Origin of the sequence: Paenibacillus validus NBRC 15382, from assembly GCF_004000985.1 — a bacterium.
GTDB classification, from domain to species: Bacteria; Bacillota; Bacilli; order Paenibacillales; family NBRC-103111; genus Paenibacillus_G; species Paenibacillus_G validus.
In genome coordinates, this window is sequence record NZ_BIMH01000007.1 from 155350 (window position 1) to 180825 (window position 25476).

A 25476-nucleotide genomic window follows, 5' to 3' on the forward strand; every position below is an offset into this window, starting at 1 on the left:
CAACCGCTCAATACTTTTTCCGCTGGGCGGTCGACAATATGTTCAAGTCCTCCCGATACTTCGTGACGGTTCGTCGCGAAATCGTGAGCCCTTCCTTTTGCAAATACTCGGCAATTTTTTGATCCGACAGCGGGGCCAACTTATTTTCTTGTCGGATGATTTCGCGAATCCGTTCTTTCATCTGTACCGCGGATACGGATTCCCCGTCCGACTGCTTAATGGAGGAGGTAAAGAAATGCTTCAATTCATACAATCCCCATGGCGTCATGACATACTTGTTGTTGACCGAGCGGCTAACCGTCGATTCATGGATGTCCAGCATATCGGCGACTTGCTTCATGGATATGGACTGAATAAATGACGGACCTTTCCTGCAAAATTCGGATTGCCTTTCAAAAATAACGCCGGCTACTCTCAAGAGCGTCATTTTTCTTTGATCGATACATTGCATCACCCATTTGGCGGCTTGCCATCTTTTCTTCAGGTAACCGGATACTTCCTTCGAATCGTTTTGTTTCATCATGTCGAGATAGTAGGTATTTAATGAAAGTTGGGGAAGGGATTGTTCTTCGATGAATAGCTGTATCGTATGTCCGGTATTCTTCAGAACAAGATCCGGAATGATATAATGAGGATTTTCATTACTGAATATCGAGCCTGGCTTTGGGTTGAGCTTGCTTATCCGGTCGATCCTTTGCTGAATGTCGGCAGCATCCGTCGCGTATTTTTTAGCCAACTGCTGGATCTTGCCTTTGGCGATGCTCATCAGATCATACCGGACCAAATCGCGAATTAACGTATCCGTATCCCCCAGCTGGTCTAATTGAATAAGCAGGCATTCCTCCAGCGAAGAAGCAGCCAGACCATAGGGCTCCAGGCTTTGTATAATTTGCACCGCATGGTTTACCTGTTCGATCGAAACGCCCAGACGCTCGACGATCCATTCCTTTTGTTGAAGCAAGTATCCCCTCTCATCCAGACTGCCGATGACAAGCGTACATAACTCGAAGGTTACTTTGTCGAGGTTCAAATATTTCACTTGTTCCAGAAGAGCCGACTCCAGGGTGCTCTCAGTCTTGTGATTCCTATTTAACCACCATTCATTCGGGGAGAGGCTTCTATATTTCATAGATGGGCCGAACTTTGCTTTATAGGGATCGGCGTTTATTTCGATAAAAGGATTATCGGCCGTGTGCTCCCTTATATACTCGCTCAAGTCAAGCGAGGACATGTGCAAAATTTCCATCGATTGCCGCAGCTGCGGCGTGATCGACAGCTTCTGGTGCTGCGCGGACGTCAACGCTAGTTCCATCTTCCCGCCTCCTCTGTTAGCGCTTTCTTTTTTGCTAATTATAATATAACGACCCTTGGAATTGGAAGCATTAATTATTCCGGAGGGTTGTTTTCTCAAAATAGCTGTCAAAATCGAAGTGAAAGCAGGGGTGTCTTTGCACCCCTGCTTTTCAGGCGATTCGCATACTATGGCGTGTTAAGGATATGACGCACTTGCCGATCGCTCGGGCGCATATTTCCGGCAAAGGTTTTTCAAATTACTGCCATTAAACTCCTGTTTGATCTTCTGGTAGATACAATGCGTTTTTAGGCGTTAAGCGCCCTCATATTATCCCTCAATGTTCCGTTTTCAACATATTCCGTCCTGGCCAACCCGCGTTTTTGTAAAATCGGCACAACCAACTCCACAAACTCTTCCACCGAACCGGGCAAATAGGCTGGACTTAAGAGAAAGCCGTCTCCCCCCACTTCATTCATTGTCTCTTCCATCCAATCGGCAACTTGCTCTCTAGCCAAAGGGTTGTTTCTTGCAGAAACGGTCCTTTTTGGCGACCGGCCCCAAGTCCTGGACAATTTTTTGACATTGGATTTACAAAACAACATCAGGATCGGGCGATGCCAAATAACACCTTCCCGTCCTGAAGCCGTGAAGACACCTCTCCCCGCGATTCAAGGTAAGTCAAACGGGCGAGCGACGACTGAATTTCCATCATGAATCGGGCGTTGTCATCCTGGTTGTTATATACGATTCGGCTCACTTCTCCCGCGGTCATTTCCTCTTCTCCGAGAATATCGATAATTTGGCGCATGCGAACATGATGACCGTCCCGGATCTCCGATACCCGCTGCTTCAAATCGGAAATTAGCCCCCCATGGCCAGGAAGGACAAGCTCTGCCGAAATCTTCTCTATCTGTTCCAAGGATCGGAAATAATCTTCAAGCGGATTTCCCCCGTCATCGGACCAAAGCGTGATCACGGGCGAAATATCGCCGAGCACATGGTCACCTGCAAGCAGGCGGCCGTTCTCGCGATCGTAAAAGCAATAATGATCGAATGCATGTCCAGGTGTCCATAACGCTTCATACATGCCGTCGCCAAGGCGGATTTCCTCTCCGTTCTCGAAGAGTCCGTCAGGTTCCATAAACCCGGCGCTCGCTTGCTTCAGCATTCGCTTGTACGGCACGGCAGGTCCGCCATGCTTCAGTAAAAACCGATACGGCTCATTCTCGCCGTCCGCATAGGCCAGCCATAGCTCATAGGCCTTGCGCATCGTCTCGTACCCGATCCGCGACATGATAACAGGAACCCCCAGGCGCTTCTGAAACCAGCCTGCCAATCCGATATGATCGGGATGCGTGTGCGTAAGCACGACCTTGTCGATCGTCAGTCCGTTCGCGAGCACGTTCTCCCATTGCTGGATCGCCGATTCGGAATGAATTCCCGTATCGACCAGGGTGTACCCGCTTTCCCCCTTCAGGAGATAACAATTGACGTCCCCGCCTTGCGGGAATGCAATGACCACTTTATCGATATGACTTGCTACTGGAATTAGCATGAACTTCCCTCGTCCCTTCCGTCTCTTCCCCGAAAATCATTCTCTGTCTATTCTATCCTCCTCGTTCCGAATAAACAATCATCATCTCTTCGAGCTTTGTTGGTTTGAAAATCCGTTACAGGATATTTATGCATATTCTGGGACATTTCCGTTCATATTAACTTCGATGAAGGAACACATTCCAACGGTGGTTTGAAGGGAAGCGTTTAAACAATGGATAACGTTGTATTGGCCCGCGCTCTGTTCGGCACTTCAATGGCATTTCATATTATTTTTGCGACGCTCGGGGTTGGAATCCCCATCATGGTCTTATTCGCGGAGCTGATGTACCATATCCGGAAAGATAAATATTATGCCATTCTGGCAAAGCGCTGGACCAAAGGCTTTGCTATCATCCTGGGGGTGGCGATTCCATCGGGCACGATCGTCGGGGTCATGCTGTCCTTGCTGTTTCCCGGCTTTATGGCCATCGTGGGCCAGGTGATCGCCGTGCCTTTTCAGGTGGAAATCTGGGCTTTCCTGCTTGAAGCTTTATTCATGTCGATCTATGTGTACGCCGCGGATAGACTCTCGCCGCTGCTTCGCATCGTCAGCGTCTTTTTCGTTGCCTTGGGAGCCAGTGCGTCCGCCGTCCTCATCACAGACGCCCATGCCTGGATGAATACGCCGCGGGGATTCGATCTCGTGAACGGCGTAGTCTCGAACGTGGACCCGATCGCGGCGATCTTCAGCCCGAGCCTCTATACGACGGCGCTGCATGTCCTATCTTCCGCCTATATGACGGGAGCGTTCGGCATCGTGTCGTTGGCCGCTTATAAGCTGTTGAAACGGGGGAGATCGGCGGAAGAGCGCGAATACCATTCCCGGAGCCTGCTGCTCGGGCTGGTCGTGGGCGGGGCGCTCTCGTTGTTCACGGCGTTGAACGGGCACGCCACCGCGCAAATGCTGCACCATTACCAGCCGGAGAAGCTGGCCGCCGCGGAGGGACTGTTCGAAACGACGGACCATGCGCCGCTCGCTATATTTGGGGTGGCCGACCCGGAATCGGGAGAAGTGAAGGGCGGCATCGAAATTCCGGGGGCGCTCAGCTTCCTGGCGGGCAACAGCTTCGATACGGTCGTGAAGGGATTGAACGAATACCCCGAAGAGCTGTGGCCGCCGCTTTATATTCATACGCTGTTCAATATTATGGTCGTGATCGGCATGGTGCTCATCGGCTTGTCCTTCGGCGCCCTGGTTTGGCGTTACGTGCTGAAGCGGACGCTGCCCCGATGGGGGCTGTGGCTTCTCGCAAGCTCGGGCGCGCTATCTCTTATCGGCATCGAAACGGGCTGGATCTTCAGCTGCACCGGCCGCCAGCCGTGGACGATTTACCACATGCAGCTCACGAAGGATGCCGCCACCAAAACGGGCAACCTGGGACTGCTGTTCGCGCTATTTGTAGGCATTTACGTGATTCTGCTGTTTCTGACCGCTTTCGTCCTGCTCTACTACTTCAAGCGCCATCCGGCCTCCAAAGAGCTGAACCCGCAGATGCCGGTGCTGGACGATGAGGGGGTACGGACTCATGTCTGAACCGACACTCGCGATTATGCTCGTCTGGCTGCTGTTATTCGTATACTCCATTCTGGGCTCCATCGATTTCGGGGCTGGCTTCTGGGGGATGGTATTCGGCCGCAGCGACGCGACGAATGCGGGGGCGCTGGCGAACCGATTCTTGTCGCCAACCTGGGAAGTGACCAATACGTTTCTCGTTCTGGTGGTGGTCGCGCTGGTCGGTTTTTTCCCGAAGGCCGTCGCCATGCTGGGAACCGCCCTGCTGCTGCCGGTGAGCTTGGTTCTGATCCTGCTGTTGATCCGAAGCAGCTTTATGGTATACGCTTATTCCTCCAAAAGATACGGCAAAGAGCTTAACGTCGTCTCCGGCGTGACCGGTCTTCTTATCCCCGGATTGCTTGTAGCCGTACTGCCGATTTCGCTAGGCGGCTTCATCGACATCGTGGATGGCGTGCCTTCGCTGCATTTCGGCCAGCTGCTGGCTTCCCGGACGCTTTGGACCCACCTGGGCTTCGGCTTGTCCACCGAGCTCTACCTGGCCGCGTTGTTTCTGGCCGATTACTCCAACGAATCGGGAGACAACGGGGCTTACAGGCTGTACCGCAAAGCAGCGATTTGGCTCGGTCCCTTCACGCTGTTTTTTGCGGTCATCACCACCTTTGGCATGGTGCCGGAGGCGTACTGGATCGTGGAAGCCATCGAACGCAACAGCCTGTGGTTCATCTTCTCGATTCTCGCATTCGTCTTTGGATACACGGCTTTGCTGTGGGGCCGGCCGGATGGCGGGCCGGGTGTGCCGCGAGTCGCGTTCACGGCGATTATCGTCCAGTACGCCTTCGCCAGCATCGGCTACGGCCTCTCGCATCTTCCGTACATCATCTATCCGTACTTGACGGTGGAGGAAGGGTTCACCAATCCCAGCACATTCCGGGCTCTGCTTGTCGCCTATGTCATCGGACTGCTCATTCTCGGCCCGGCTTTCTACCTGTTTTGGAAACTGTTTTTGAAAGACAAGCGTTATTTGCGCCAAGAATAGCCGGACAACCGCTTATAACGATGAAGGCTATAACCGGGCCGAAGCTCACTTCGGCCCGTCTTCACCGCCAGCCGCATAAGCTATTTTTTCAAGCTTCCGCAGATCGTCGGGCGTGTCGATATCCATCCCCCATTGCTCATTAGCGAATGGAACGACGTGCAGCAGGGAACGATGTTTGATCAGGATGGATTTTCCGCCTTCATCGCCCTGGATATGTTCCAGCTCAGCAAACAAATCGGCATCGAACAAAACGGGGTGTCCGGGACGTCCTTGATACTCGGGTCGTACAATACGAATCCCCTCATGGCGATGAAGATTATAATGCCGTACGATCTCGTTGATGACGACAGGAGCTACGAGAGGCTGGTCCGCCAAAAATACGATCGCGGCATTGGCACGCCCCTTTACCGCCTGCAGGCCGGCTTGAAGCGAAGAAGCCATCCCCGATTGATAATCTTTGTTCTCGATGCCTTCGATGTCCGCGCAGTCCGCGACATGCCGAAGCAGCTCCTCCATGCGGCTGCCTCCGACTATCACTACGGGCTGCAAACCGGCCTGGATAGCCGCATCCACACTGTAACGAAAAAGAGGCTTCCCCAAAAAAGGCAGCAGCAATTTGGGCTGTCCCATTCGCCTTGACATCCCCGCCGCTAAAATAACCGCTCCGATCGCGCCCATATCCGGTATGGTTTCACTCCTTACTCGCGTTACCTTCGATTCCTGATTTGGAGCAGCTCGGCCATGACGCTTACACTGATCTCTTCAGGTCCTTCGGCGCCGATGCGCAGTCCTACCGGAGCATGAACCCAGTCCGGCATTGCATCGGGCAAGAATAGACGTTCTGTCCTTCGTCTAGGCCCGAGTACCCCTACATAATAGGGGGGCGATGAAAGCAGATGACGTAAAATATGCCGATCCCGCTGAAAGCTGTGCGTCATGATGAGCACATAGCTTTTCCCCGGTATCGGATTCGTTTGCAAATAAGCTTCCGGATGTTCGGGTATGCATCGATCCGCCGCCGGAAATACCGTCTTGTTGCAGCGGCTGCTTCTGGGATCAATGAGGGTAACATAGAAATCCAGGCTGGAGGCCAGCCGGACAATCGGTTCTACATCGGGCCCTGCTCCGAATAGATAGAGCTGCTCCCGGGGCTCATACAATTCGAACAAGAGATCGGCATCGGCATGGGCTGGCTTAACGACCTGCAGCTTTTGCCCGCTTTGCAAAAACCTCTTGAGTCCGGGGATGATTCTCCGCCTCGTTTCTTGATCCGCGTCCCCAAGTACCGTGCCGTTGTCCGCATAAAAGAGCGGTACGCTTTGGCCGTTATCTTCGCCTATTATTTTTGCACTTGCGACCTTGTTACCCGAATCCAGCAGCGATTCCACTTGAGGCCATACCGGTTCATCCTGAAAGCGCGGCCTGGCTTCCCATTCGCAAGGCTCCACATACACCTGAATACTCCCATTGCAGCCCGCTCCCTGCCCCCAGGATAAATCATCCTCGGCCTTTAAATGATAAATTAACGTCTGCGGCTGCCGGGTCTGAAGCACCTCCCGGGCATGATAAGCCAAATCCTCTTCCAGACATCCGGCGCTAAGGGTCCCGTATAGACTGTCGTCTTCCCCGATCAGCATTTTAGCTCCCGCATGCCGGTAAGCCGAACCGTCCACATGAACGATCGTCGCCAGAGCAAATGTTTGTTCCTTTTTTTCTTTCATTTTTTTTAAAATCCGGTAAGCATCGTTCATGGTCACTCTACCTCCGGTTTTAATCCTGATACCGCTTCTCAAGCTCCGATAATTCCGGGAATCTCACTAGTGATTGCCGGTCTTCCCAGGACAGCATCGGAATACGCTCGCTTGTTCCGTCCATTAAGAGCAGCCTTGCCGCATCAAATGCGGCATGAAGGGCGGCACGCGGAATCGCATACCGATTCTACTTTAGCCCATAGGCTAACGCATGCGCCCCGGCCCGGCGGCCAAACACAAGCCCGCGCAGGACAGACGTGGCCCCGGGATACTTGCCGTAATAAAGACCTGTTATTTCACCGGCGGCATATAAACCCGGAATGGCATCGTTATCGCCCGTTAATACACGTCCATCCGTGTCCGTGAACAAGCCGCCGTAGGAGAACACATTGGAACAGATGACCGGGTAGGCGATAAACGGACCTTGATCGATCGGAATCGCCCAGTTCGATTTGGGCGGTGTAATCCCGCTGGTATGTTTACCGTCCTTCCGGTCCCAGTAAAAAGGTCCAGGCTGGATCGCTTCGTTGAAGGCCCGCACCGTTTCACCGAGATTTTCCGGCGGTACCCCGATTTTCCCGGCAAGCTCCTCAATCGTGTCCGCTTCGATGGGCGGTTGTTCGGTTTGCAGCGCCCGTTCGTAATTCGGAATGGCGAACATCTTTTGGTCGGACACCATATAAGCCATTCGGCCCGGCAAGTCATAGAAGATCGTTCGCGCAACCGATTCGTATTGCTCATCCACCGTGGAGATCCCTTCGTCCAGGAAACGCCTGCCGTTCCGGTCCACCAATATGGCATACGGGTATGTCATGACGGTAGCCTCTTCCCGCTTGCTTCGCGGGTCAACAGGCTCCGCATGGAAGGAATCCCACTGACCTGCCCCTTTGGCCCCTATGGCCATCGCCATCCGGATGCATTCCCCTTTGTTGGCCAGCCCGCCTTCCGCTATGGTCGGAATTTGATGGGCGTCTCTGCCGATATATTGCGCCATCATTTCGGGATTGCCCTGGAATCCGCCGGCTGCGAGAATGACGGTTCTCGTTCCGAGCCGGTACGAGGTTCCGCCCTTAACGCGGACCATAAGCCCTTCTATCGCGCCTTCATCGTCCAGCAGCAGCTGCCAGGCGGTCGTTTCATAAATCATTTGTACGCCAAGCGCTTCGGCACGCCGCAAGAGACAATCGATAATGGCGCGCCCCCCGCCGACGGGCAGTAAACGCGGTTTGGAAGAAGTGAGAAACATCGTCGGGAGGTGGTCAAAATCGACGCCTTTTTCATGCACCCACTTGAGCGTTTCGCCAGCATGTTCAGCCAGAGTTTCGATGTATTTCTTATCCGAATAATAGCTTGAGAACGACAGCATATCCTCGACAAAGTTGTCTGCTGTCCGTTCCAGGCTCTCCATGCGCAGGAATGCTGCCGTCCAACGGGAGTTTCCGCCCCGATGGTGATAATCGGTCCGCTCCAGTATGGCAATGCGCGCGTTTTTTCCGGTTTGCTTGGCATGTTCCGCTGCAGACAGAGCGGCAGCCGCTCCTGCGACGCCGCAGCCGACAATCACAATATCGAAGTCAACCTGTTTTTCCATGACATGACCCTCCCTTGGTTTGACCGGAATGGAAGCTGCGCCTTATGTCAAGACGCCCCGGAAACGCAAATCGTCCATTTGTGCATCGCTCAATTGCAATAGCTGCCTGAACACATATTCGTTATCGGCGCCCAAACCGGGGGCTGGCCGTATATGTCCGCGCTGCATGCGCGAATCGATCCAGGGGAGCCCCCTGACCCATGTGCCGGTCTGGTCGCCTTGCGGAGTGAAATACCCCCGATCCAGGAGATGCGGATCCGCGACTAAGTCGTGAAAAGAGCTGCTCGCTGCAGCGGCAATTCCAATTTCCCTGAGACGCTCTGCCAGTTGATGACAATCCCAGGACCGGGTCCACCCCGCTATTGTGCGATCGATGAGCTCCGAATTTGCCAAACGTTCCGCGCCTGTGCGGTAAGACCGTGCCCACTCCGGGTTCCCCATCAAATCGGCCAATCGCTCCCACTCGTCATCATCATAGATAGCCAAAGCGATCCACCGGTCCTCGCCCGAGCAAGCGTAACAACCGTGCGGGGCGGCATGGGGCGAACCGTTGCCGACCACCGGGGGCGATTCGCCGGTCAAAGACACCTCAATCAGCGGCTCGACCAGCAGCGTCATAATCGACTCCAGCAGGGACAAGTCAATCAACGCTCCATGCCCGGACTGGTCGCGCCGCCTTAACGCAGCCAATATGGCGAGCACGCCCATAACGCCTGCAACATGATCCGTCAACGGCGGACGGACGCCCATCCCTTCGACGCTCAAGTCCGTTTCCTTGACCAATGACGTCCACCCGCTGTACGCTTGCAGCAGCGATCCGTACCCGAGAAGATCCCGCGCCTGGCCTTCCCGCCCTAAACCGGACATCGACAGCATGATGAGCCGCGGATTGATCGGACGGAGCCGTGCGTAATCAATACCCAGCTTCTCGGTAACCCCTGTCGAGAAATTCTCAACCACCACATCGCTCTTCCGAATCAGCTCTCTAACTAATTCCTGGCCCTCCGGCTCCTTAAGATTGAGGGTACAGCTAAGCTTGGAACCATTCAATGCAGGAAACCATCCGCTTCGCTTCCGATATTCCGGCCGGGTAGCTGACTCCACTTTAATGACCTCCGCCCCCATCAGGCCTAAATATTGCGTAGCAATCGGCCCTCCTACGACCCAAGTAAAATCGACCACACGGATACCTTTAAGCAGCATCAGGTTGCTTACCTCCCCTTCGATTGGAGCAATCTTGCCTTATGAAAGGAGTCGCCAATCAACGAGACCTACGTACTTTTCAACAAAAAAGGCAGCCCCGGCAAGACGACGGCAGGTCCGCTTGTTTCCGGATTCAAGGTGTGCCAAAACTTCCGAAAGTCAAGCTGCTCAATAGCAAAAGCTTCTTTAATCGTATTGACAGGGAAGCACGCCACCTTATTTTTCTGCAGCTCCTCGTGAACTTGCCGCTTCGTCATGTGACGGGTCTGTTCGCTCAAATAGGCCTGTAATTGAGACCAATGCTGCATCCTTGACGACGGGCTTGCAAATTCGGGCCTCGCAGCCCAACCGGGGCGACCCAGCCATTCCACAACCCGATCCCATTGGTGCTGTTCGCGGGGGGAACACATGACAAATCCGTCGGCGCATGGCATAATGCCTACCAAGCCTCCGGCAACCGGCGTACCTTCCGCCGCGTTCTCCACCTGCCTCGCAGCGGGCAGATGGCCCTCATTGTAGGCGGCTAATTCCTCGAATAATAAGGAAGCAACGGCCTCTTGCTCCGACAGGTCCATGAATGTTGATGGCTGGCCTCGCCCGGTTCCAAGCAGAGCGCCGATGGCCGCTACCGCGCCGATGAGCCCGGCGAATAATAGCGATTGTCCGGCCGGACCGCGTGTAGGCGGATTGTCCTCGGGAGAGCTGCTGGGAAAGGCCAGGTGATAAGCATATCCTCCAGCGTGACTGGCTATAAGATCTCCGCCGGGAGCATGGGCGTTCGGCCCTGTCAGCCCGAACGGCGTAATGGCGAGGACACTCGTGCCTCCGGCCAGCAATGCTGACGGCAGGTGTGCCATATCGGCAGCTTCATAACCTAGAATGCACAGCTCGGCTTCTTCGCTCCACCGTTTGATTTCTTCTTCGTCCGCCAGCCGCCCGCTTCCGGTGCGGACTGCCTTGTTTTGGTTCAGGTAGCGGTCGAACACTTCCCGTGTGCGCCTAGGTTGACTTTGGTTGTCGCGTTGCTCTGCGCGAGCCGTCCCGATGCTTGAGAGCATCGACACTTCCGCACCCAATTCGGCCAAAATTTTACCGCAATATCGCGCCGAATCGCTCTTTCCTACCTCCAGAATCCGTACGCCCTCTAATAACGGATACATATCCGACTAACCTCCCCTGCACCGCCGGTTCCATGCTGCGTTCTCGGCGTTAACGAAAAATTTGAATGCGCCGGCTGATCATCAGCAGCGTGCTGTCTTTCTCGGTTGTATAGGACGTTTCGGTTATTACAAACACAAGCGGACCGGACGATCCTTCCTTCTGGTAAATATCCCGGTACCGGCTTGTCGCCACAATCCGATCGCCCGGGCGCGCAAAGGCATAAAACTCGACCTCGTTGCCCCCATTGATCAATCGCGTTAAAGGAATCGGGACGGGAGGCAGCCCCAACCCTTCCCCGTGCGATTGACCCGCACCGTCAAAGTCGGGGTCCGCATCGCTGAACACCAAGGGATCGGGCGTGCCGGGAAGTCGCCGGATCGCGTGCATAGGATAAAGCGGCGGGGCAACGACGCCGCCAAACTTCGTGGTGCTGGCATAGTCCTGATCCCAGTAGACGGGATCGTCGTCCATAATCCCCTGAGCCATTCGGCGAATTGCGCCTGTTTCCACAGGGTCCCAAGCGACAACCGGTTCCGATTCGCGTCCGATAAAGGAGCGAACCTCTGAAGTTATATAATTCATGCAACAGATCCTCCTTACGGTAATGATGCGGCTGTTGTCGTCCATGCTTCACGGCTATTCCAGCGTTCCGTCCTGCGCAGCTTGCCGGGGCGGCACGAACGGGTACGGAATCTTCCGGCCTTCCCGCATGGGCAAAACAATAACGGCCTCGCCCGTTGTAGAACGCACCCCTCTTTGATTCTCGATCCCGATGGTGCAATGAATACAGCCGAGCCCGTCTTGAACTTCTTTCCGGTCAATGCGGCCGCCCGCCGTCAATACGTCCCCGGCTACATCCCAACCGCGATATTCGTACTTGACCTTCCATATCCAGCCCAGCGGTCCAGCCCACTCCTTCAACATCTGAACGAGCATATGCTGCTTCCATGAGCCGCTGACCACGATGTCAGGCAGCCCGTCATGCCCGGTAGCGAATGGATAATCGTAATGGATACGATGCCAGTTTTCCTGAAATGCGGACCAACGCATCATCAGCATCGTATTCATCGGGCCTCGCTGCAGCGGGGTTAATATTTGCCCTTCGTCGACATCCTCATAGTATTTTTCACTCACAGCTTTCACCTCTCCTTGTACGATTGAACCTACCGCGCTTAACCCGCCTCACCAGGCGGCAAGGGATGAAGATCAAGCGTTCTGCCCGCCTTCATGACCTGACCCGGCAGTTCGTGACCCAAGGCCCGCTCCATATCCCGGGATGCTTCCAGCAGCCTATCCAAGTCTATGCCGGTCTCCACTCCCATCTCCATGAACATGTGCACGGCGTCTTCGGTGCAAATGTTTCCAGTGGCCCCCGGAGCAAAGGGGCAGCCTCCGATCCCGCCGAGCGAGCCTTCAAAGTGGCGGACGCCTTCCAGGTAGGCCGCATACACATTAGCCAAGCCCATCCCCCTTGTGTTATGGAAGTGCAGATGCAATTCCAGGTCCGGCCAACGATCCTGAATCGCGCGAATGACCTGACGTACATGGGCCGGGTTAGCCATCCCGGTTGTATCGGCCAAGACGACCCCATCCACCTCAAGCGCCACGTAATGTTCTACGACTTCCAGTACCCGTTCCAGCGGAATCCGCCCTTCAAAGGCGCAGCCGAACGTCGTGCTCATCGCCCCTTGCAGGGTGACGCCGGCCGAATGGACGAGGTGCGCCACCTGCTCGAATTCATTCAACGTTTCGAAGGTGCGGCGGCGGATATTGGCTCGATTGTGACTGTCACTCACCGAAACGACGGTTGTAATCATGTCCGGCTTGCACGCCAAAGCCCGCTCTGCGCCGCGTAAATTGGGCACAAGCACGGTATAGCGCGTTCCCGGATACCGGGTGATGCGCTTCATGACCTCCTCGGCGTCAGCCATCTGCGGCACGGCCTTGGGATGGACAAAGGAAGTAGCTTCAATGCACGGCACGCCGGCCGCGCCCAGCGCGTTAATCGTCTCAACTTTCGTTTCCGTCGATACCCGCTGGGGCTCGATTTGAAATCCGTCACGCGCCGCCACATCAGTAAACCATACCCGATTCGAATTGCTCAAGATTCGTCACTCCCCCGGTCATTTTTATTTGGTTGTTTTTGCCCACGCGATGCTTACTGTGCCGTTTCGAGGTAGTTGGTCAGTTTTTTGGAAAACTCCTGGACAATCTGGTCTGCCTTTCGCTTGATCAGCGGCTGTGCAAGCTCGCCCAGTTTGCCGGCTATCACAATATCGGCGTCGATCTGAAGGATCGAGCCGTTGCCGGCCTCATCCGGAACCAGCCTCATCGTGAATTGACCGTACACATTACCCGAGCGGGAATCGCTCATGGTAACGCCCGCTTGCATGGCCCGCTCCTCTTGATGAATCTCCAGCTCTGCGCTGCCGTTAAACCGCAGCGAAACCGGTCCGAGCTTCGTCACAATTTTCACGTCATAATGGCCTTCCGAAGTTTCATCGGCCTCCTCAACGCCCGGGATACAGTGAACCATCGCAAGCGTATCCTGCATCTTCTCCCACGTCTGCGCAGCTTCGCTCGCTACAGCGATTTTATACAAAAACTTCACGCGATCGTCTCCTCACTTGTCGGATCTCCAGCCAACGAAGCAAGCACGCGCTTCGTCCAGACAGCCGCCATGTCGCGCTTGTAAATTTCGCTTCCTCGCGCATCGTCCCATGGCTCAGCTTGCTCATGAACAACCTCAGCGACTTCGTTTAACAGGGACTTCGTTAAGGATTTGCCTACCAGGAGCCTTTCCGCATCGGGAAATCTGCACGCAACCGGTCCCGCACCGCCTACAGCAACGGATGCTTCACGGACCGTGCTGCCGTCCGCTTCATAGGCGATGCTCGCTGCGACCCCGACCGTACAGTAATCGTCCTGGCTGCGGGGCCGAAACTTTACATAACGGGAAGCCCGGGCCAATGCCTTGGCCGGAATCGCGACCTCGACCAGAATTTCGTCGGGACGAATGACCGTTTCCATCGTATCTGCAAAAAACTCGTTCAGCGCGACGATGCGTTGACCCGTCTTCGATTGGAGCTTCACGGCCGCATCCAAGGCCAGCAGCATAGGCGGCAAGTCTTGCGCCGGGTCCGCGTGGATGAGGTGGCCGCCGAGCGTGGCGGCATTCCGGACGCGGACGTTCGCAATGACTTTGGCCGTTTCGGACAAGCTTGGAAGCAACCCGGCAAGCAAGGGAGAGAGCTCCATGTCACGCAGCCGTACCATGGCCCCCAACCGGAGGCTCCCGTCTTCCTCCTGTGTAATTCCGTACAATTCCTGCACGCGTTCTAAACCGATCACGACGGAGGGCGCAAGCAGCTTTTGTTTCATAAGAATCGTCGACGCCACCCCGCCGCCCCACAAGAGGACGTCGTCGTCCGGATTCAACAACGATAAGGCTTCGTCAAGACTGCTCGGAACAGTAAGCTTAAAGGACGGCACGTTCAGCCCCCCATTTCTGCGCAGCAAGTTGAATCGCCCGTATGATCGACAAGTAGCCCGTGCACCGGCATAGGTTCCCGGCCATGTACCGGCGGATCTCCTCTTCGGTCGGATCGGGATGCTCGCGAAGCAGGCTGACGGCCGACATAACTTGCCCGGGTGTGCAGATGCCGCACTGGAGTCCTTCGCATTCGACGAATGTTTCCTGCACAATGGCCCACAGCCTCGGATCCGGCGCAGCTTCCGGAAGCGTATCCTGATCCGTGAGCATACGAAGCCCTTCCGCGGTAAACACATTCGCTTCATGGGCAAATACGGCCGGCATCAGGCAGGAGCTGATGGCTTTCCCGTTGACAAGCACCGTGCATAGTCCGCAAATTCCGATGGAGCATGCTTCCTTCGTACCTGTCAGCTGAAGCTGATTGCGCAGAAAGTCGATTAATAGCTCGCCCTCATCCACCTCGGCCGAAATACGGCGGCCGTTTACCTGCAGCTGAATCGATTGCGTCATTGTGCCTCCTCCTTCCCGCGAAGCGCGAAGTACACGCTCTCGGCGGTGATCGGCAATTGCTTCATCCGCACGCCTGCCGCATCCGCGATCGCGTTGGCAATGGCGGCCGGGACCGCTACATTGGACAATTCGCCTGCCGCCTTAATATTTTCCGCCCCAATGCCCCGTCCGCCTTCGACCAAAGACATGTGAACGGCTGGAATATCCTCTTGAGACGGCAGCTTATATTCGCCCAGACTGGCGTGGGTAACGCGGCCTTCCTCAATGACCAAGTCCTCGAGAACAGCCTCGCCGTAGCCAAAAACAACGCCGCCCTCCAACTGGATGTAATGTGACGCCTCATTGATAATGCCCGCCACGTCGTACGCTGCGATGAGATCCTCCACGACAATTTGACCGGTTCCAAGGTCAACGCGAACTCTTGCTAGGGTTACGTTGTAGGAACAGACATGTTCGATTTCACTGGCATCATGACCGACACGAAGCCAGTCGCCCTCCCTCTCCCGTGCGAACCGGGCCAAGGCGGCCCGAAGATCGGGCAGCTCATACGTGCCCGGCAAGCCGAACCGGCTTTGGAGCTCCTGCACAAGCAGCTTGGCTGCCTTGTGAAACGCCTCGCTGGCCGTGACCGTCACACGGCTTCCCCCACAACCCGTATCGTAGTTCAGTTCATGGGTCTCAGCTTGGCGAACGGTAATCAGCTCGCCCGGAAGTGATAACAGCCGGCTTAAAATGTTGCGGCCGAGCGTCATTTGTCCGCCCCCTTGGTCAGGGAACGGAACATGCACAACTAATTGTCCGGAACTCGTGGGCTCCAGTCCGATTTCAGTTATACCGCCGTGTGTCGGCCTTTGATAGAAGGCATACCCGGTGCCCCGCACCCACTCTCCCTCCTTCGGAAGCGGGCGAACAGGCACGCTGTCCGCAAGCTCCTTCACGGCTGCAAGCGTCTCCCGGGAACGGACCTCCAGAAAGTGATCGCCGGTGGGAGAAGGGTCTCCATCCTGAAGCATATTCCGCTCCCGCAGCTCCAGCGGATCGATCTGAAGCTGGCGTGCAGCCATATCGATCACACTTTCCACAGGGAAGTGCATCTGAACCGAGCCTGGCGCACGGGCATGGCCACGGGGGACGGTGTTCGTATAGGCGATCGTACTTTGAATACGGGCGACCGGAATACGGTAAGCGGAACCCGCGTCCGGAATCCCGATAAGGTTCACGTTAACCCCTGCCTTGTACCCCGCATAAGCGCCGCCGTTCAACACCGCGTCGACATCGAGCGCAGTAAATTTGCCATGCTCATCGAGACCTAGACGAACCTTAACGGAAGCCGAATGCCGGGGATTCGTTCCCATCAGGTCTTCGGCATAGGTCATTCGAAGCTTCACCGGGCGCCCTGTAGCTTTCGCAAGGGCGATCGTTAACGGAATTTCCATAGGAGAGCCTTTACCTCCAAAGTCGCCGCCGACAAAAACAGGATGAATGTGAACGTGCGACGCGTCAATCGCCAGCCAATCGGCCATTTGCTGGCGAAGCCGGTACGGTGACTTGTTCGGCGCCCAAATTTCAACCTCATCTCCAAGGACTCGGGCGATACAGGAGTGCGGTTCCAGGTACCCCTGGTGACGAGCCGCCGTTGTGAACGTTTCAGTGAAGACATACTTCGAACGGGCCAACGCCTCGGATACGTCTCCACCGTTCGACAAGCATATGCGGGATTGCAAATTCGCAGCATCGGTATCCTTCGTGACGGCTCCCTTGTAATTCCATGGAGAGTCGTGCAGGATAGGCGCCCCCTCCTGCAGCGCCTCTCTGGCATCGTAAACGGCCGGAAGCGGTTCGTACTCCATCTCGATGAGCGCCAAGGCTTCTTCCGCAATGTCTCTTGTTGTGGCGGCGACGGCAGCGACGCGATCGCCCGCGAACAAAACCTTGTCGCTCGCAAGAACCGGGATATCCCTTACGATCCGGCCAAATGTGCCGCTTCGAATGTCTTTTGCCGTAATAACGGCAACAACACCGGGCAATCGGGCGGCTTCCTCGGTGTTAATCGATACGATACGCGCATGTGCATAGGGACTTCGCAAGACGGCCCCATAGAGCATATCCGGCAAGGTGATGTCATCCGTATACCGCGCTTCGCCACGAACCTTCTGAAAGCCGTCGACCCGATTCGATTTTTGTGTAATTGGCGGCGTTTGCGAACTCATCGCTTACCCCCTCCTCTAAGTGAGATGGACAACGTGTAACTGCGAGCGTGAGGAGCGCCCGAGCCCGAACACAGGAGCGTCAGGCGACTCCCGGGTTAATCGAGCTTGATGCCGCGCGTCTCTTTGAACACCCAAGCCCATGCGGCGAGTGCCAAAAACTCAAGCGCGCCTACCAGAACAACGGATTGATATCCCCATGCAGCCGACATGCTCGCCGCAATGAGCGGAGGGAAGAACGCCAGACCACGGCCGATCTGCAAAGCTGCCGAAACACCGGTGGAGCGCAAATCAGAAGAGAACATCTCACTAAACAGGACGCCAAACACGGTTGCGGCATTACAACCAAAGTAGAGGATGAAGAAAGGAAGGAGAATCCAGGAAGAGGTAAGGAGGTATTGCCAAGTCAAGAAAAGAATAATGCCTCCGACCGCAGCGGTGGCCGCGAGATAGCATAACGTAACACGTCTGCCCCAGCGGTCATTCGTGTAGGAAGCGACTACATTGCCCACAAGGCCGGCCAAAGCGGAGAATAAGACCCACCAGGAGGCGTGCGTGATGGACAGACCCTGTTTCGTCAGATAGGTCGGCAGAAATGTGGTGATCCCGTAGTAGGCGAAGAACTGAAGACAAGCAGCGATCAGGCACTTGAAAAACGGAACCATGAAGCTCGCTTTAAAAATTTGACTCCAGTCAACGCCGGTCTTTTCGACCTTTTTCTGCCACACTTCCGACTCCGGTGTCGTTTTGCGGATATAGATCGCAATCAGGATCGGAAGCGTTGAAAGCACCAAGGTCCAGCGCCAGCCGATCGCAGGCGCAACATAACCCCCGACAACGGCGGCGAGAGCGATGCCGAAGTAGATACCGCCATACAGCAGCCCTCCCCACCAGCCGCGTTTCTCCTTCGGCACGACTTCCGACACCAGCGTTTGGCCGACGCCATACTCGCCGCCGATGCCAAGTCCGGCAATGATGGTCCAGATGATGAGCCACTCATAGTTGAAGGTAAAAGCCCGGGCCAACGTACCTACGCAATAGACGACGATGGTCCAGAACAAAATATTTTTTCGTCCGTATTTATCCGCCAACATGCCAAATCCGATGCCGCCCACGGCCATCGCCAACAACTGAATCGAAAACACAAGCGCTGTTTGCCCCCCAGACAGGCCAAATGCCGCAGCGATAGGAACGATGAGAAAAGTCATTAGCGCGACTTCATAATAATCAAAAATCCAGCCCACCAGTGCACCTATGAATGCCGATTTGTAACCACGTCGCGCAGGGAGCGTCCCCGTACCCGTCTGAGGTTGTAAATTTGACATATCGAGCCACCTTCCCTTATGAACTCCTGGATTACTTGAGGGTAAGCAGTTTCAGAAAACAAGTTGCATTTCGATTTGGCAGTTGGTGTAACGATCTTAATTTTGTAAGCGTTTACAATAATAAATCACATTGTTTATTCGCCAATAAGATTTCCGTTCTGAAGACTGAACGCCCCCTTTAAAGTTCTTATTTGCTCTCCTGCTGATCCATGAAAGCCATGAATTACGCTCGGGGTCATCGTGTTAAGCACATAGTAAATTACACCTGTTCGAAAGTCAATATTTAATTTTCCAAAACCGAATTTCGGACTTTTTTTGAAAAAATGGACATACTGCCGCAAGCTCAGCATAAAATAAATGAATGTCCACCCTATCTTTAAGGAGTTAAAACCGTTCGTTCTTCGGGCAGGAATATTGGCGAAATGACAAGGCGGGCTGCGCTGGGCGCAGGAGATGAAGGCAGGGAGGATGGAAGAGATTCACGGTCCGGGCCTCTCCCTTCCCTTAGGTAGGGTGTTTGGCGGGAGAGGCTGCACCAAAGCCGGTAAAGCAGCGTTACTAGCCGAAACCGCAGGCTCCCTTTACCCCATTTGCTTTAGGGTGTCCGGGTTCCAGCCCACACGCTTCGATATTTCCGCTGCTGTATGCATCACGCGTTGAATGACATCGCTTACCAGGTATTCCCTAAACCGGTAGTCTGGTCCGGTAATGCTAAGGCCTGCTATAACCTCGCCCTTGTGGTTAAAAATCGGCGCAGCGATGGCAGCCGCACCATTCTCCAATTCTGAAAAGCTGATCGAATAACCGTCCTGCCTGCACTTAACGAGGACCTCGCGCAATTGTGACTTATCCGTAATGGTGCCGGAAGCAATCTGGACCGGTTGAATCGATTCCAGGTACGCGTTCACGCGGTCTTCGTCCATATTGGCAAGAATGATTCGCGGGCAGGCTCCGGCATAGAATGGCGCCCTGCGGCCGATACGCGTAAAGACACGAACCATTTGGCTGGCTCTTGCATCTACTTTTTCGACATAAATGGCTTCTTCTTCCTCAGGCACCGAAAGGTTAACGGCTTCGTCCATTTCGTCGCGAAGCTGGTTCATCAGCGGCAGAGCAACCTTCCTTAAATCCAGACGCTCGGCAACGAGATGACCGTAATGAAGAAGAGAGAGCCCGAGAACATATCTTCGGTCGCTTCGTTTAGACAAAAACCCCATATCCTCCAGAGAGCTCACCATACGCATCACCGATGTTTTAGGTAAATTCGTTATGGTTACCATTTCATTGATAGACAAGGCTTCTGAATGCTCGAATAATTGCAGAATATTCATGGATTTAATAACAACTTTGTTTTTGGTCATAGGTGCACCTCCCCGGAAAAGTCCGAATTTTGAACCTTAGAAATTAAATATTGACTTTCACACATGGATATTTTACTATGTGCTTGACAAGATGGCAACTAACCTTCAAAAATCTGCGCTGATTTTATAAGGGGGTGTTACGTCCATATCGCTCGGTTTCTCGGATGGTTTAACTTGTACCGCATCTATTCATGAAAGCGGTTTAATAACCTTGGGGAGGTTTCGGCATGAGCAAATGGGAGATCGTACCTGTAGACGTGGGGACGCTGACCGTCGATAAATCGGAGTTCACTTATATGCGTAATTGCGGTGTTCAAATGTACGTTCCGAATATCGTCTGGTTCGTAACGGATGGCGAACGCCAATTGATTGTGGATACGGGGGCTCCTGACCCGGAGTTTTCGACGAAGTATCATTTTCCATTCACGCGGTCGTCCGAGCAAGAGCCCGAGGTTGCCTTGAGGAGTAAGGGGTGTGATCCGAGTAAGGTTGAGGCGGTGATTACGACACATTTGCATTGGGACCATGTGTACAACAATCATCTTTTCGAGAACGCCCAATTTTACGTTCAAGGCAGAGAATTGCGTTATGCCATCGACCCGCTTCCGATTCATATGAAAGCCTACGAATCGATGGCGATCGGCATGTCGCCAAGCTTCATCACCGACACCAAATACAATATCCTTCACGGCGACAAACAGCTTACGGAAGGTATATTCTTGTTTACGACGCCGGGTCATACTCCGGGAAGCATGAGCGTTGCCGTTGAAACCGCGAAAGGCACCTACGTGATCGCCAGTGACACCGTCCCCTTGTTTGAAAACTGGAACTGGCCTACTGCACATATGCCCCACCTCCCCAACGGGATTCACTGGGATCTCGAAGAATACTTCCAAAGCTTCAAGAGGATTGAGGAGATTGCCGATTTTGTGTTGCCCGGGCATGACCCTCTCGTATTCAATTACAGCAAATACCCGCCGGAGGACAATGCCTCATGATATATGAGCTTCGAATTTACGACATCCACCCCGGAAAAATGCAGGCGATCAACGACAGATTCGCTCATTTCACATTAAGCATTTTTGCCAAACACGGCATGCGCGTCACCGAGTTTTGGCAAGATATCGACGATAACCGCAACCGGCTCTACTACGTGATGGAATTTTCCGATATGGAAGCGCGCAATCAAAGCTTTGAGTCTTTCTATAACGACCCCGAATGGCAAGAAGTGAAAAGCGAAACGGAAAAGGAAGGGCCGATCGTAGCGAAGGTGGAGAGCGTTTTCCTTCGGCAGGTGCCTTATTTCCCGCAGCCTTGAGAGATGTTTCATCCTTTTCCCGTCTCATGCGACAAAAGGCTGCGCTTGCAGCCTTATCATGCAGCCGTCGATTTGTTGTTCTTCGGACCCAGACAGCAAACGGAGCCGCGCAACCCGCGCAGCTCCGTTATGGTTGTTACATATTACATGAGCGCAAAGCCTAACTCCCCGCATTTTTTTTGGTGATCTCTACGATTCCGTTATCGCCATCTACTTTGACCCAATCGCCGGTTTCGATAATATCCAGCGGGTCCTGATCCAGCCCCGTAACCGTGGGCGCATGAGAAACCACCGTACCCAAGGCCGCCTTCGTCGTCATCACGTTAAAAATCATCGCTTTGGGAGCCGCCCCCACCATCCGCGCCATGTGGAAATAGGCGGACCAGCCGGACGATCCTTTCGCGCCGGGAAACACGAGCACTTTATCTTTAAAGCTTTGGCCTCTCAATTCATGCTGCAGTTCAATAATCGTACCGGTCATCGGATTAATGCCGCCCCAGCCGGATATCGTATCCTTGGTGACAAGCGCCTCTCCTTCCGCGCATCCGCCGACCACTTTTCTTCCGTGAAGAACAATTTTCGTCATCGCAATTCTCCTCCCCAATTCCCTGTTATCGCTGCCCGGACGCAATCCTCAAGCGATCCGAACCAGCATTGGATCCCCATAATCGCCGGCAGGTAGTGCGCCTGCTTCGCCGAGTCGGTGGCCACCACCTTCGTACCCGGCGGCAGTACTTGCCCAAGCGCCGGACACGTATCGCTCATCAAAAAACCTCCTGCGTCGGTAATGATCTGGGTATATCCGTTCCGGTCCGCCAATTCCCGAATCGCCCGCGGTGTGAAGATCCAAAGCTGCGTGCCGCTGTGGACCCGCTTTCCTTTCAGCAGCTTGCAAATTTCCCAGATCTGTTCGATGGACGCGTGCGGGCAGCCCAGCATAATGAAATCGACCTTCGTATCTTTGGCCGATATGTTCAACCGGTTATACGCCCGTTGTCTCTCCTCTTGGCCAAACTTGAAGCTGAACTGAGGTTTCTTCCCTCCTAAAGCCTCCTCAACCGATTGCGCTTCCGCCGTTATTTTCGGGATATGGTACAGCTCCACACCGCCCGAGGAAGCGGCGGACGCCCCAAAATGCTTGATCCGATAAGAATTCGGAACATGCCGAACCCCGCTCAGCACAGGCACCCGATCGCCCACGACTTCACCGACGTAGTAACCGAGGAGACCCCAATCGAGCATGCTCTCGACGTCCCATTCGACTTCCACCAGATCAGTCGCCAGCCGATTTTCGTCCACATGGTAGCCCCAGTAAGGGATTCGCCCTGTCAGCATCGCCGCCCCCGTGCTTTCCCGCCCTTCACAATTGGTGCGGGCGCCGAGCACCGAGTTGATGTACACGACGGCAGAAGATTCCATCCAGGCGCAGTGCTCCCCCTTCACCGGTATATTCCCGACCTGGTAGGGCGTACAGGTGCTCATCAGCTGGATGCCGATCGAAGCGTTGTATTCTTCATGCTCTTTAATGGACTTCACACGGTCAGGGGTGCCGCCCATCTGCTCCCAGTGCTGCGCATCAAAACCGGTGATCAGCTGACAGGAGTGGGTTTTGACCATCGGAATCTCAACAGCCTCCTGACTGTCCAGGTTAAACTCGGAAAATAACGCGTCGAATCCGTACTTAGCCGCATAATCCCGCATGTAGCCGCTGGAAGCGACTACCGTTGTGCTCACGTTGGAGGTTTCCACTAATTTCTCCGCCCCCAAAGCCTCTCCGTAGCGTATGAGCAAATCCATCGCCTTTTGCACCGCGGGCCCGTCGCTGCCATCCAGCATCCGTTTCTCTTCGTCGGTCAATCTCATCTCACACGCTCCATTGTTTGCCGTCTATACGGAAATTCATAGTCATTTGCTTATCCGTACGATCCAGATTATCTTTCCCATGCGTTAACGGGTAGCCGTTGATTGTAGACGATAATAATTTAACCTTAGCCCCGTCGAATGCGGGACTAAGGTTTATTCAGACATACGCCTGTAGTCAAAGAGCCTTTCCTTTCACCGGCCGCTGGCCGTTATAGGCATACTCCAGCAATTGCCGGATCGACTTTTCATCGATTGGACGAGGGTTATAATAAGGATTCTGCGTGGCTAATTTGGCCGCTGCATCGAGATCCTTCTCTTTCATTCCGATTTCTGCAAGCGAGGTTGGAGCATCCATCGACTTCAACAGGTCGTAGATGGAACCGGCGACATCGCTCACATCGGAGCCCAATGCCCGGGCGAGCGCTTTCATCGCTTCCGGCGCATGGCCGGCATTGTACCAAATCGCATACGGCAGAACTACCGTGTGCGTTTCCGCGTGCGGCAGATTGTAGCTGCCGCCCAGCACGTGGCACAGTTTGTGATGTAAAGCCATTCCTACCGATCCCAATACGGTTCCTCCCAGCCACGTTCCGTATTGCGCTTCGGAGCGGGCGTCCTCATCGTTCGGATTCGAGCAAATTTGCGGTAAGCTGGCGCGAAGCGCCCGTATGCCGTCTTCGGCCAAGAGGGAAATAATCGGGTTGGCGTTCTCGGCGTACAAGCCCTCTGCGCAATGGGCAATGGCGTTCATTCCGCTGGTTACGGACAAGCGTACAGGCAGCGTGACGGTAAGCTTGGAATCGTAGATCACGCTTTTCGGTTTAACGATCAGATTTTTCCCCGTCTTTTTCACCCCATTCTGCGTTATTCCCCAGATCGGCGTCATTTCCGATCCGGCATAAGTCGTAGGAATGGCTAAAATAGGCAGGGAAGTTTCCAACGCAATGGCTTTGGCAAGACCGATGGAAGAACCGCCGCCGACAGCAACGAGGCTGTCGACATCGAGTGATTGCACACGGCTGAGCGCTTCCGTCACCGTTTCATACGGGATGTGCTGCACGGCTTGCGCATGAATGCCGGCGCATAAGTCGCCGAGCAAGGCGCCGACTTCACGGGCCAATTCCGCTAAGTCAGCCGTAGCAATAACGAGCGCCTTGCGGGCGCCGAGAGCTTGAAGCTCTGCGCTAACCTCGGTTAGCGTACCCGCACCGAACAGGACTCTGCCGGGCAGGCTTTCAAATTGAAAATTTTTCATTTGCCATCCTCCGCGAATACCTGTTACTTGATTTGTGGATTTGTAATCGGCTCCAGAGCAGCCACGATTTCTTCGCGGCGATGCTCGAACCAGGACGGCAGCAGTAACTTATGCCCGAGCTTATCCATAGGCTCGTTAATTTCAAAGCCGATGTCGCTGGTCGCAATCTCGCACAGAATGCCTCCGGGGGAGCGGACGTAAACGGAATGGAAGTAATCGCGGTCCTTCACTTCGGAAGCATCCGTATACCCGATTCCTTCCAGGTGCAGTTTAAGCTTCGTCGCTTCGTCGTCGTTTGCAACCGCAAAAGCCACGTGGTGAACCGTCCCTTCACCGAACGTCCAGCTGCCTTGAGGCACATCCGGCTCGTGAATGAGGAATATCGTCTTTTGCGCGCCGCCGTCGCCGATTTCAAAACGATGGTACGGTCCTTCCTCTCCCGTTTTCCGGAAGCCTAACCCGTCCACGAGAAAACGTTCCTGCTCGGGAACTTCCCGCACCGACATCGTCACACTGTGAAAGCCCCGTACCGCTTCCGCGTCGGAAACTTCATCCGTAATCCAACCGGCGCGTTTGTCGCTGTCGTCGGCGACAAATTCGAATTCCAGACCGCACGGGTGGAAGAAGCCGATCCGCTTCTGGCCGAACCGCGATTCAATGGAGCCGTGCCCGACACCGTGCTTGTCAAGATGCTTGAGCCAAAATTCCAGTGACGACTCGGGGACGGTATAAGAGGTGATCTTCACCTGACCCGACCCTTTGCGTGCCTTAATGCCTGCCTTCCTGTAAGGAAAGGTCGTCATGACGGTACCGATTTCAGCGTTGCGGTTTGCGTAATAGAGGTGATAGATGCTTTCCGCACCGTCAAACAGAACCGTCTGCTTGACCATCCGCTGACCTACGATTTGGGTGAAGAAGTCGATATCTTCCTGCGCTCCTCCTACACCGGAAGTGACATGATGAATACCGCTGATCAATTGAGCCATATTTCTTTTC

25 protein-coding genes are annotated in these 25476 nt (G+C 54.4%); 4 read left to right on the forward strand and 21 right to left on the reverse strand.

Translation table 11 applies throughout. The annotated features are described in order from the left end of the window. Positions 1-7: 7 nt before the first annotated feature. The 3 genes from rpoN to PVA01S_RS07775 form a co-directional block, all read right to left on the reverse strand. Positions 8-1312 (reverse strand): RNA polymerase factor sigma-54, encoded by a 1305-nt coding sequence (rpoN, locus tag PVA01S_RS07765; protein ID WP_127606567.1) that lies wholly within the window; start codon positions 1310-1312, stop codon positions 8-10. Positions 1313-1599: 287 nt separating this feature from the next. Further along, positions 1600-1809 carry a hypothetical protein gene (locus PVA01S_RS07770; RefSeq protein WP_127606569.1) on the reverse strand — a complete coding sequence of 70 codons (210 nt, stop codon included), beginning with the start codon at positions 1807-1809 and terminating at the stop codon, positions 1600-1602. A gap of 86 nt (positions 1810-1895) precedes the next feature. Continuing rightward, the gene (locus tag PVA01S_RS07775; RefSeq protein ID WP_127606571.1) at positions 1896-2849 is read right to left on the reverse strand and encodes an MBL fold metallo-hydrolase; all 954 of its coding nucleotides are present in this window, start codon (positions 2847-2849) and stop codon (positions 1896-1898) included. A gap of 213 nt (positions 2850-3062) precedes the next feature. Here PVA01S_RS07775 and PVA01S_RS07780 point away from each other — a divergent pair, with 213 nt between their 5' ends. Beyond that, positions 3063-4424 carry a cytochrome ubiquinol oxidase subunit I gene (locus tag PVA01S_RS07780; RefSeq protein WP_127606573.1) on the forward strand — a complete coding sequence of 454 codons (1362 nt, stop codon included), beginning with the start codon at positions 3063-3065 and terminating at the stop codon, positions 4422-4424. Next, positions 4417-5442, forward strand: coding sequence for a cytochrome d ubiquinol oxidase subunit II (locus PVA01S_RS07785; protein ID WP_127606575.1), 1026 nt, complete (start codon positions 4417-4419; stop codon positions 5440-5442). Before PVA01S_RS07780 ends, PVA01S_RS07785 begins: the two co-directional genes overlap by 8 nt. Positions 5443-5487: 45 nt before the next feature. Here PVA01S_RS07785 and PVA01S_RS07790 read toward each other — a convergent pair whose 3' ends face one another. The 14 genes from PVA01S_RS07790 to PVA01S_RS07855 form a co-directional block, all read right to left on the reverse strand. Continuing rightward, a complete protein-coding gene (locus PVA01S_RS07790) occupies positions 5488-6120 on the reverse strand; it encodes a nucleotidyltransferase family protein (protein WP_127606577.1) in 633 nt (210 codons plus the stop codon). 29 nt (positions 6121-6149) lie between these two features. Beyond that, positions 6150-7193 carry an XdhC family protein gene (locus PVA01S_RS07795; protein WP_127606579.1) on the reverse strand — a complete coding sequence of 348 codons (1044 nt, stop codon included), beginning with the start codon at positions 7191-7193 and terminating at the stop codon, positions 6150-6152. A gap of 187 nt (positions 7194-7380) precedes the next feature. After that, entirely contained in the window at positions 7381-8784 is a 1404-nt protein-coding gene (locus PVA01S_RS07800) for an FAD-dependent oxidoreductase (protein ID WP_127606581.1), read from the reverse strand. 42 nt (positions 8785-8826) lie between these two features. Beyond that, positions 8827-9987: a CaiB/BaiF CoA transferase family protein gene (locus tag PVA01S_RS07805; RefSeq protein ID WP_054798887.1), complete on the reverse strand. Its 1161-nt coding sequence runs from the start codon at positions 9985-9987 to the stop codon at positions 8827-8829. A gap of 68 nt (positions 9988-10055) precedes the next feature. Further along, positions 10056-11147, reverse strand: a complete 1092-nt coding sequence (locus tag PVA01S_RS07810; RefSeq protein ID WP_127606583.1) for a CoA transferase — start codon at positions 11145-11147, stop codon at positions 10056-10058. Positions 11148-11196: 49 nt separating this feature from the next. Beyond that, positions 11197-11730 (reverse strand): FAS1-like dehydratase domain-containing protein, encoded by a 534-nt coding sequence (locus tag PVA01S_RS07815; protein ID WP_164751770.1) that lies wholly within the window; start codon positions 11728-11730, stop codon positions 11197-11199. A gap of 54 nt (positions 11731-11784) precedes the next feature. Further along, positions 11785-12282: a hotdog family protein gene (locus PVA01S_RS07820; protein ID WP_127606587.1), complete on the reverse strand. Its 498-nt coding sequence runs from the start codon at positions 12280-12282 to the stop codon at positions 11785-11787. A 38-nt stretch (positions 12283-12320) separates the two neighbouring features. Next, positions 12321-13253 carry a hydroxymethylglutaryl-CoA lyase gene (locus PVA01S_RS07825; protein WP_127606589.1) on the reverse strand — a complete coding sequence of 311 codons (933 nt, stop codon included), beginning with the start codon at positions 13251-13253 and terminating at the stop codon, positions 12321-12323. Positions 13254-13306: 53 nt separating this feature from the next. Then, on the reverse strand, positions 13307-13759 hold the full coding sequence (locus PVA01S_RS07830; protein WP_127606591.1) for an SRPBCC family protein: 453 nt from the start codon (positions 13757-13759) through the stop codon (positions 13307-13309). After that, positions 13756-14640 (reverse strand): FAD binding domain-containing protein, encoded by an 885-nt coding sequence (locus PVA01S_RS07835; RefSeq protein ID WP_164751771.1) that lies wholly within the window; start codon positions 14638-14640, stop codon positions 13756-13758. The genes PVA01S_RS07830 and PVA01S_RS07835 overlap by 4 nt, the downstream gene beginning before the upstream one ends. Further along, entirely contained in the window at positions 14627-15151 is a 525-nt protein-coding gene (locus PVA01S_RS07840) for a (2Fe-2S)-binding protein (RefSeq protein WP_054795348.1), read from the reverse strand. The genes PVA01S_RS07835 and PVA01S_RS07840 overlap by 14 nt, the downstream gene beginning before the upstream one ends. Further along, positions 15148-17361, reverse strand: a complete 2214-nt coding sequence (locus PVA01S_RS07845; RefSeq protein ID WP_127606594.1) for a xanthine dehydrogenase family protein molybdopterin-binding subunit — start codon at positions 17359-17361, stop codon at positions 15148-15150. Before PVA01S_RS07845 ends, PVA01S_RS07840 begins: the two co-directional genes overlap by 4 nt. Before the next feature lie 95 nt (positions 17362-17456). Then, positions 17457-18683: an MFS transporter gene (locus PVA01S_RS07850; RefSeq protein ID WP_127606596.1), complete on the reverse strand. Its 1227-nt coding sequence runs from the start codon at positions 18681-18683 to the stop codon at positions 17457-17459. 581 nt (positions 18684-19264) lie between these two features. Then, on the reverse strand, positions 19265-20044 hold the full coding sequence (locus PVA01S_RS07855; RefSeq protein ID WP_127606598.1) for an IclR family transcriptional regulator: 780 nt from the start codon (positions 20042-20044) through the stop codon (positions 19265-19267). A 227-nt stretch (positions 20045-20271) separates the two neighbouring features. On the opposite strand from PVA01S_RS07855, the gene PVA01S_RS07860 reads away from it, so the two are divergent. Continuing rightward, on the forward strand, positions 20272-21042 hold the full coding sequence (locus tag PVA01S_RS07860; protein WP_054795343.1) for an N-acyl homoserine lactonase family protein: 771 nt from the start codon (positions 20272-20274) through the stop codon (positions 21040-21042). Next, positions 21039-21362: an NIPSNAP family protein gene (locus PVA01S_RS07865; protein WP_127606599.1), complete on the forward strand. Its 324-nt coding sequence runs from the start codon at positions 21039-21041 to the stop codon at positions 21360-21362. Before PVA01S_RS07860 ends, PVA01S_RS07865 begins: the two co-directional genes overlap by 4 nt. Positions 21363-21522: 160 nt before the next feature. On the opposite strand, the gene PVA01S_RS07870 is transcribed toward PVA01S_RS07865, so the two are convergent. From PVA01S_RS07870 to PVA01S_RS07885, 4 genes are all read right to left on the reverse strand, one after another. Further along, positions 21523-21948: an aconitase X swivel domain-containing protein gene (locus PVA01S_RS07870; protein ID WP_127606601.1), complete on the reverse strand. Its 426-nt coding sequence runs from the start codon at positions 21946-21948 to the stop codon at positions 21523-21525. Next, positions 21945-23225 carry an aconitase X gene (locus PVA01S_RS07875; protein ID WP_127606603.1) on the reverse strand — a complete coding sequence of 427 codons (1281 nt, stop codon included), beginning with the start codon at positions 23223-23225 and terminating at the stop codon, positions 21945-21947. The genes PVA01S_RS07870 and PVA01S_RS07875 overlap by 4 nt, the downstream gene beginning before the upstream one ends. A gap of 175 nt (positions 23226-23400) precedes the next feature. Then, a complete protein-coding gene (locus PVA01S_RS07880; protein WP_127606605.1) occupies positions 23401-24480 on the reverse strand; it encodes a maleylacetate reductase in 1080 nt (359 codons plus the stop codon). Positions 24481-24503: 23 nt separating this feature from the next. Next, the coding region (locus tag PVA01S_RS07885; RefSeq protein ID WP_307720669.1) for a ring-cleaving dioxygenase at positions 24504-25476 on the reverse strand (973 nt) is incomplete at its 5' end.

Coding starts and splice junctions, on each gene's coding strand:
- PVA01S_RS07875 (WP_127606603.1), bottom strand. CDS start 23,225: ATGAGATTGACCGACGAAGAGAAACGGATGCTGGATGGCAGCGACGGG.
- PVA01S_RS07800 (WP_127606581.1), bottom strand. CDS start 8,784: ATGGAAAAACAGGTTGACTTCGATATTGTGATTGTCGGCTGCGGCGTC.
- PVA01S_RS07785 (WP_127606575.1), top strand. CDS start 4,417: ATGTCTGAACCGACACTCGCGATTATGCTCGTCTGGCTGCTGTTATTC.
- PVA01S_RS07780 (WP_127606573.1), top strand. CDS start 3,063: ATGGATAACGTTGTATTGGCCCGCGCTCTGTTCGGCACTTCAATGGCA.
- PVA01S_RS07840 (WP_054795348.1), bottom strand. CDS start 15,151: ATGACGCAATCGATTCAGCTGCAGGTAAACGGCCGCCGTATTTCGGCC.
- PVA01S_RS07795 (WP_127606579.1), bottom strand. CDS start 7,193: ATGAACGATGCTTACCGGATTTTAAAAAAAATGAAAGAAAAAAAGGAA.
- PVA01S_RS07790 (WP_127606577.1), bottom strand. CDS start 6,120: ATGGGCGCGATCGGAGCGGTTATTTTAGCGGCGGGGATGTCAAGGCGA.
- PVA01S_RS07860 (WP_054795343.1), top strand. CDS start 20,272: ATGAGCAAATGGGAGATCGTACCTGTAGACGTGGGGACGCTGACCGTC.
- PVA01S_RS07775 (WP_127606571.1), bottom strand. CDS start 2,849: ATGCTAATTCCAGTAGCAAGTCATATCGATAAAGTGGTCATTGCATTC.
- PVA01S_RS07815 (WP_164751770.1), bottom strand. CDS start 11,730: ATGAATTATATAACTTCAGAGGTTCGCTCCTTTATCGGACGCGAATCG.
- PVA01S_RS07855 (WP_127606598.1), bottom strand. CDS start 20,044: ATGACCAAAAACAAAGTTGTTATTAAATCCATGAATATTCTGCAATTA.
- PVA01S_RS07880 (WP_127606605.1), bottom strand. CDS start 24,480: ATGAAAAATTTTCAATTTGAAAGCCTGCCCGGCAGAGTCCTGTTCGGT.
- PVA01S_RS07845 (WP_127606594.1), bottom strand. CDS start 17,361: ATGAGTTCGCAAACGCCGCCAATTACACAAAAATCGAATCGGGTCGAC.
- PVA01S_RS07810 (WP_127606583.1), bottom strand. CDS start 11,147: ATGTATCCGTTATTAGAGGGCGTACGGATTCTGGAGGTAGGAAAGAGC.
- PVA01S_RS07865 (WP_127606599.1), top strand. CDS start 21,039: ATGATATATGAGCTTCGAATTTACGACATCCACCCCGGAAAAATGCAG.
- PVA01S_RS07850 (WP_127606596.1), bottom strand. CDS start 18,683: ATGTCAAATTTACAACCTCAGACGGGTACGGGGACGCTCCCTGCGCGA.
- rpoN (WP_127606567.1), bottom strand. CDS start 1,312: ATGGAACTAGCGTTGACGTCCGCGCAGCACCAGAAGCTGTCGATCACG.
- PVA01S_RS07805 (WP_054798887.1), bottom strand. CDS start 9,987: ATGCTGCTTAAAGGTATCCGTGTGGTCGATTTTACTTGGGTCGTAGGA.
- PVA01S_RS07870 (WP_127606601.1), bottom strand. CDS start 21,948: ATGACGAAAATTGTTCTTCACGGAAGAAAAGTGGTCGGCGGATGCGCG.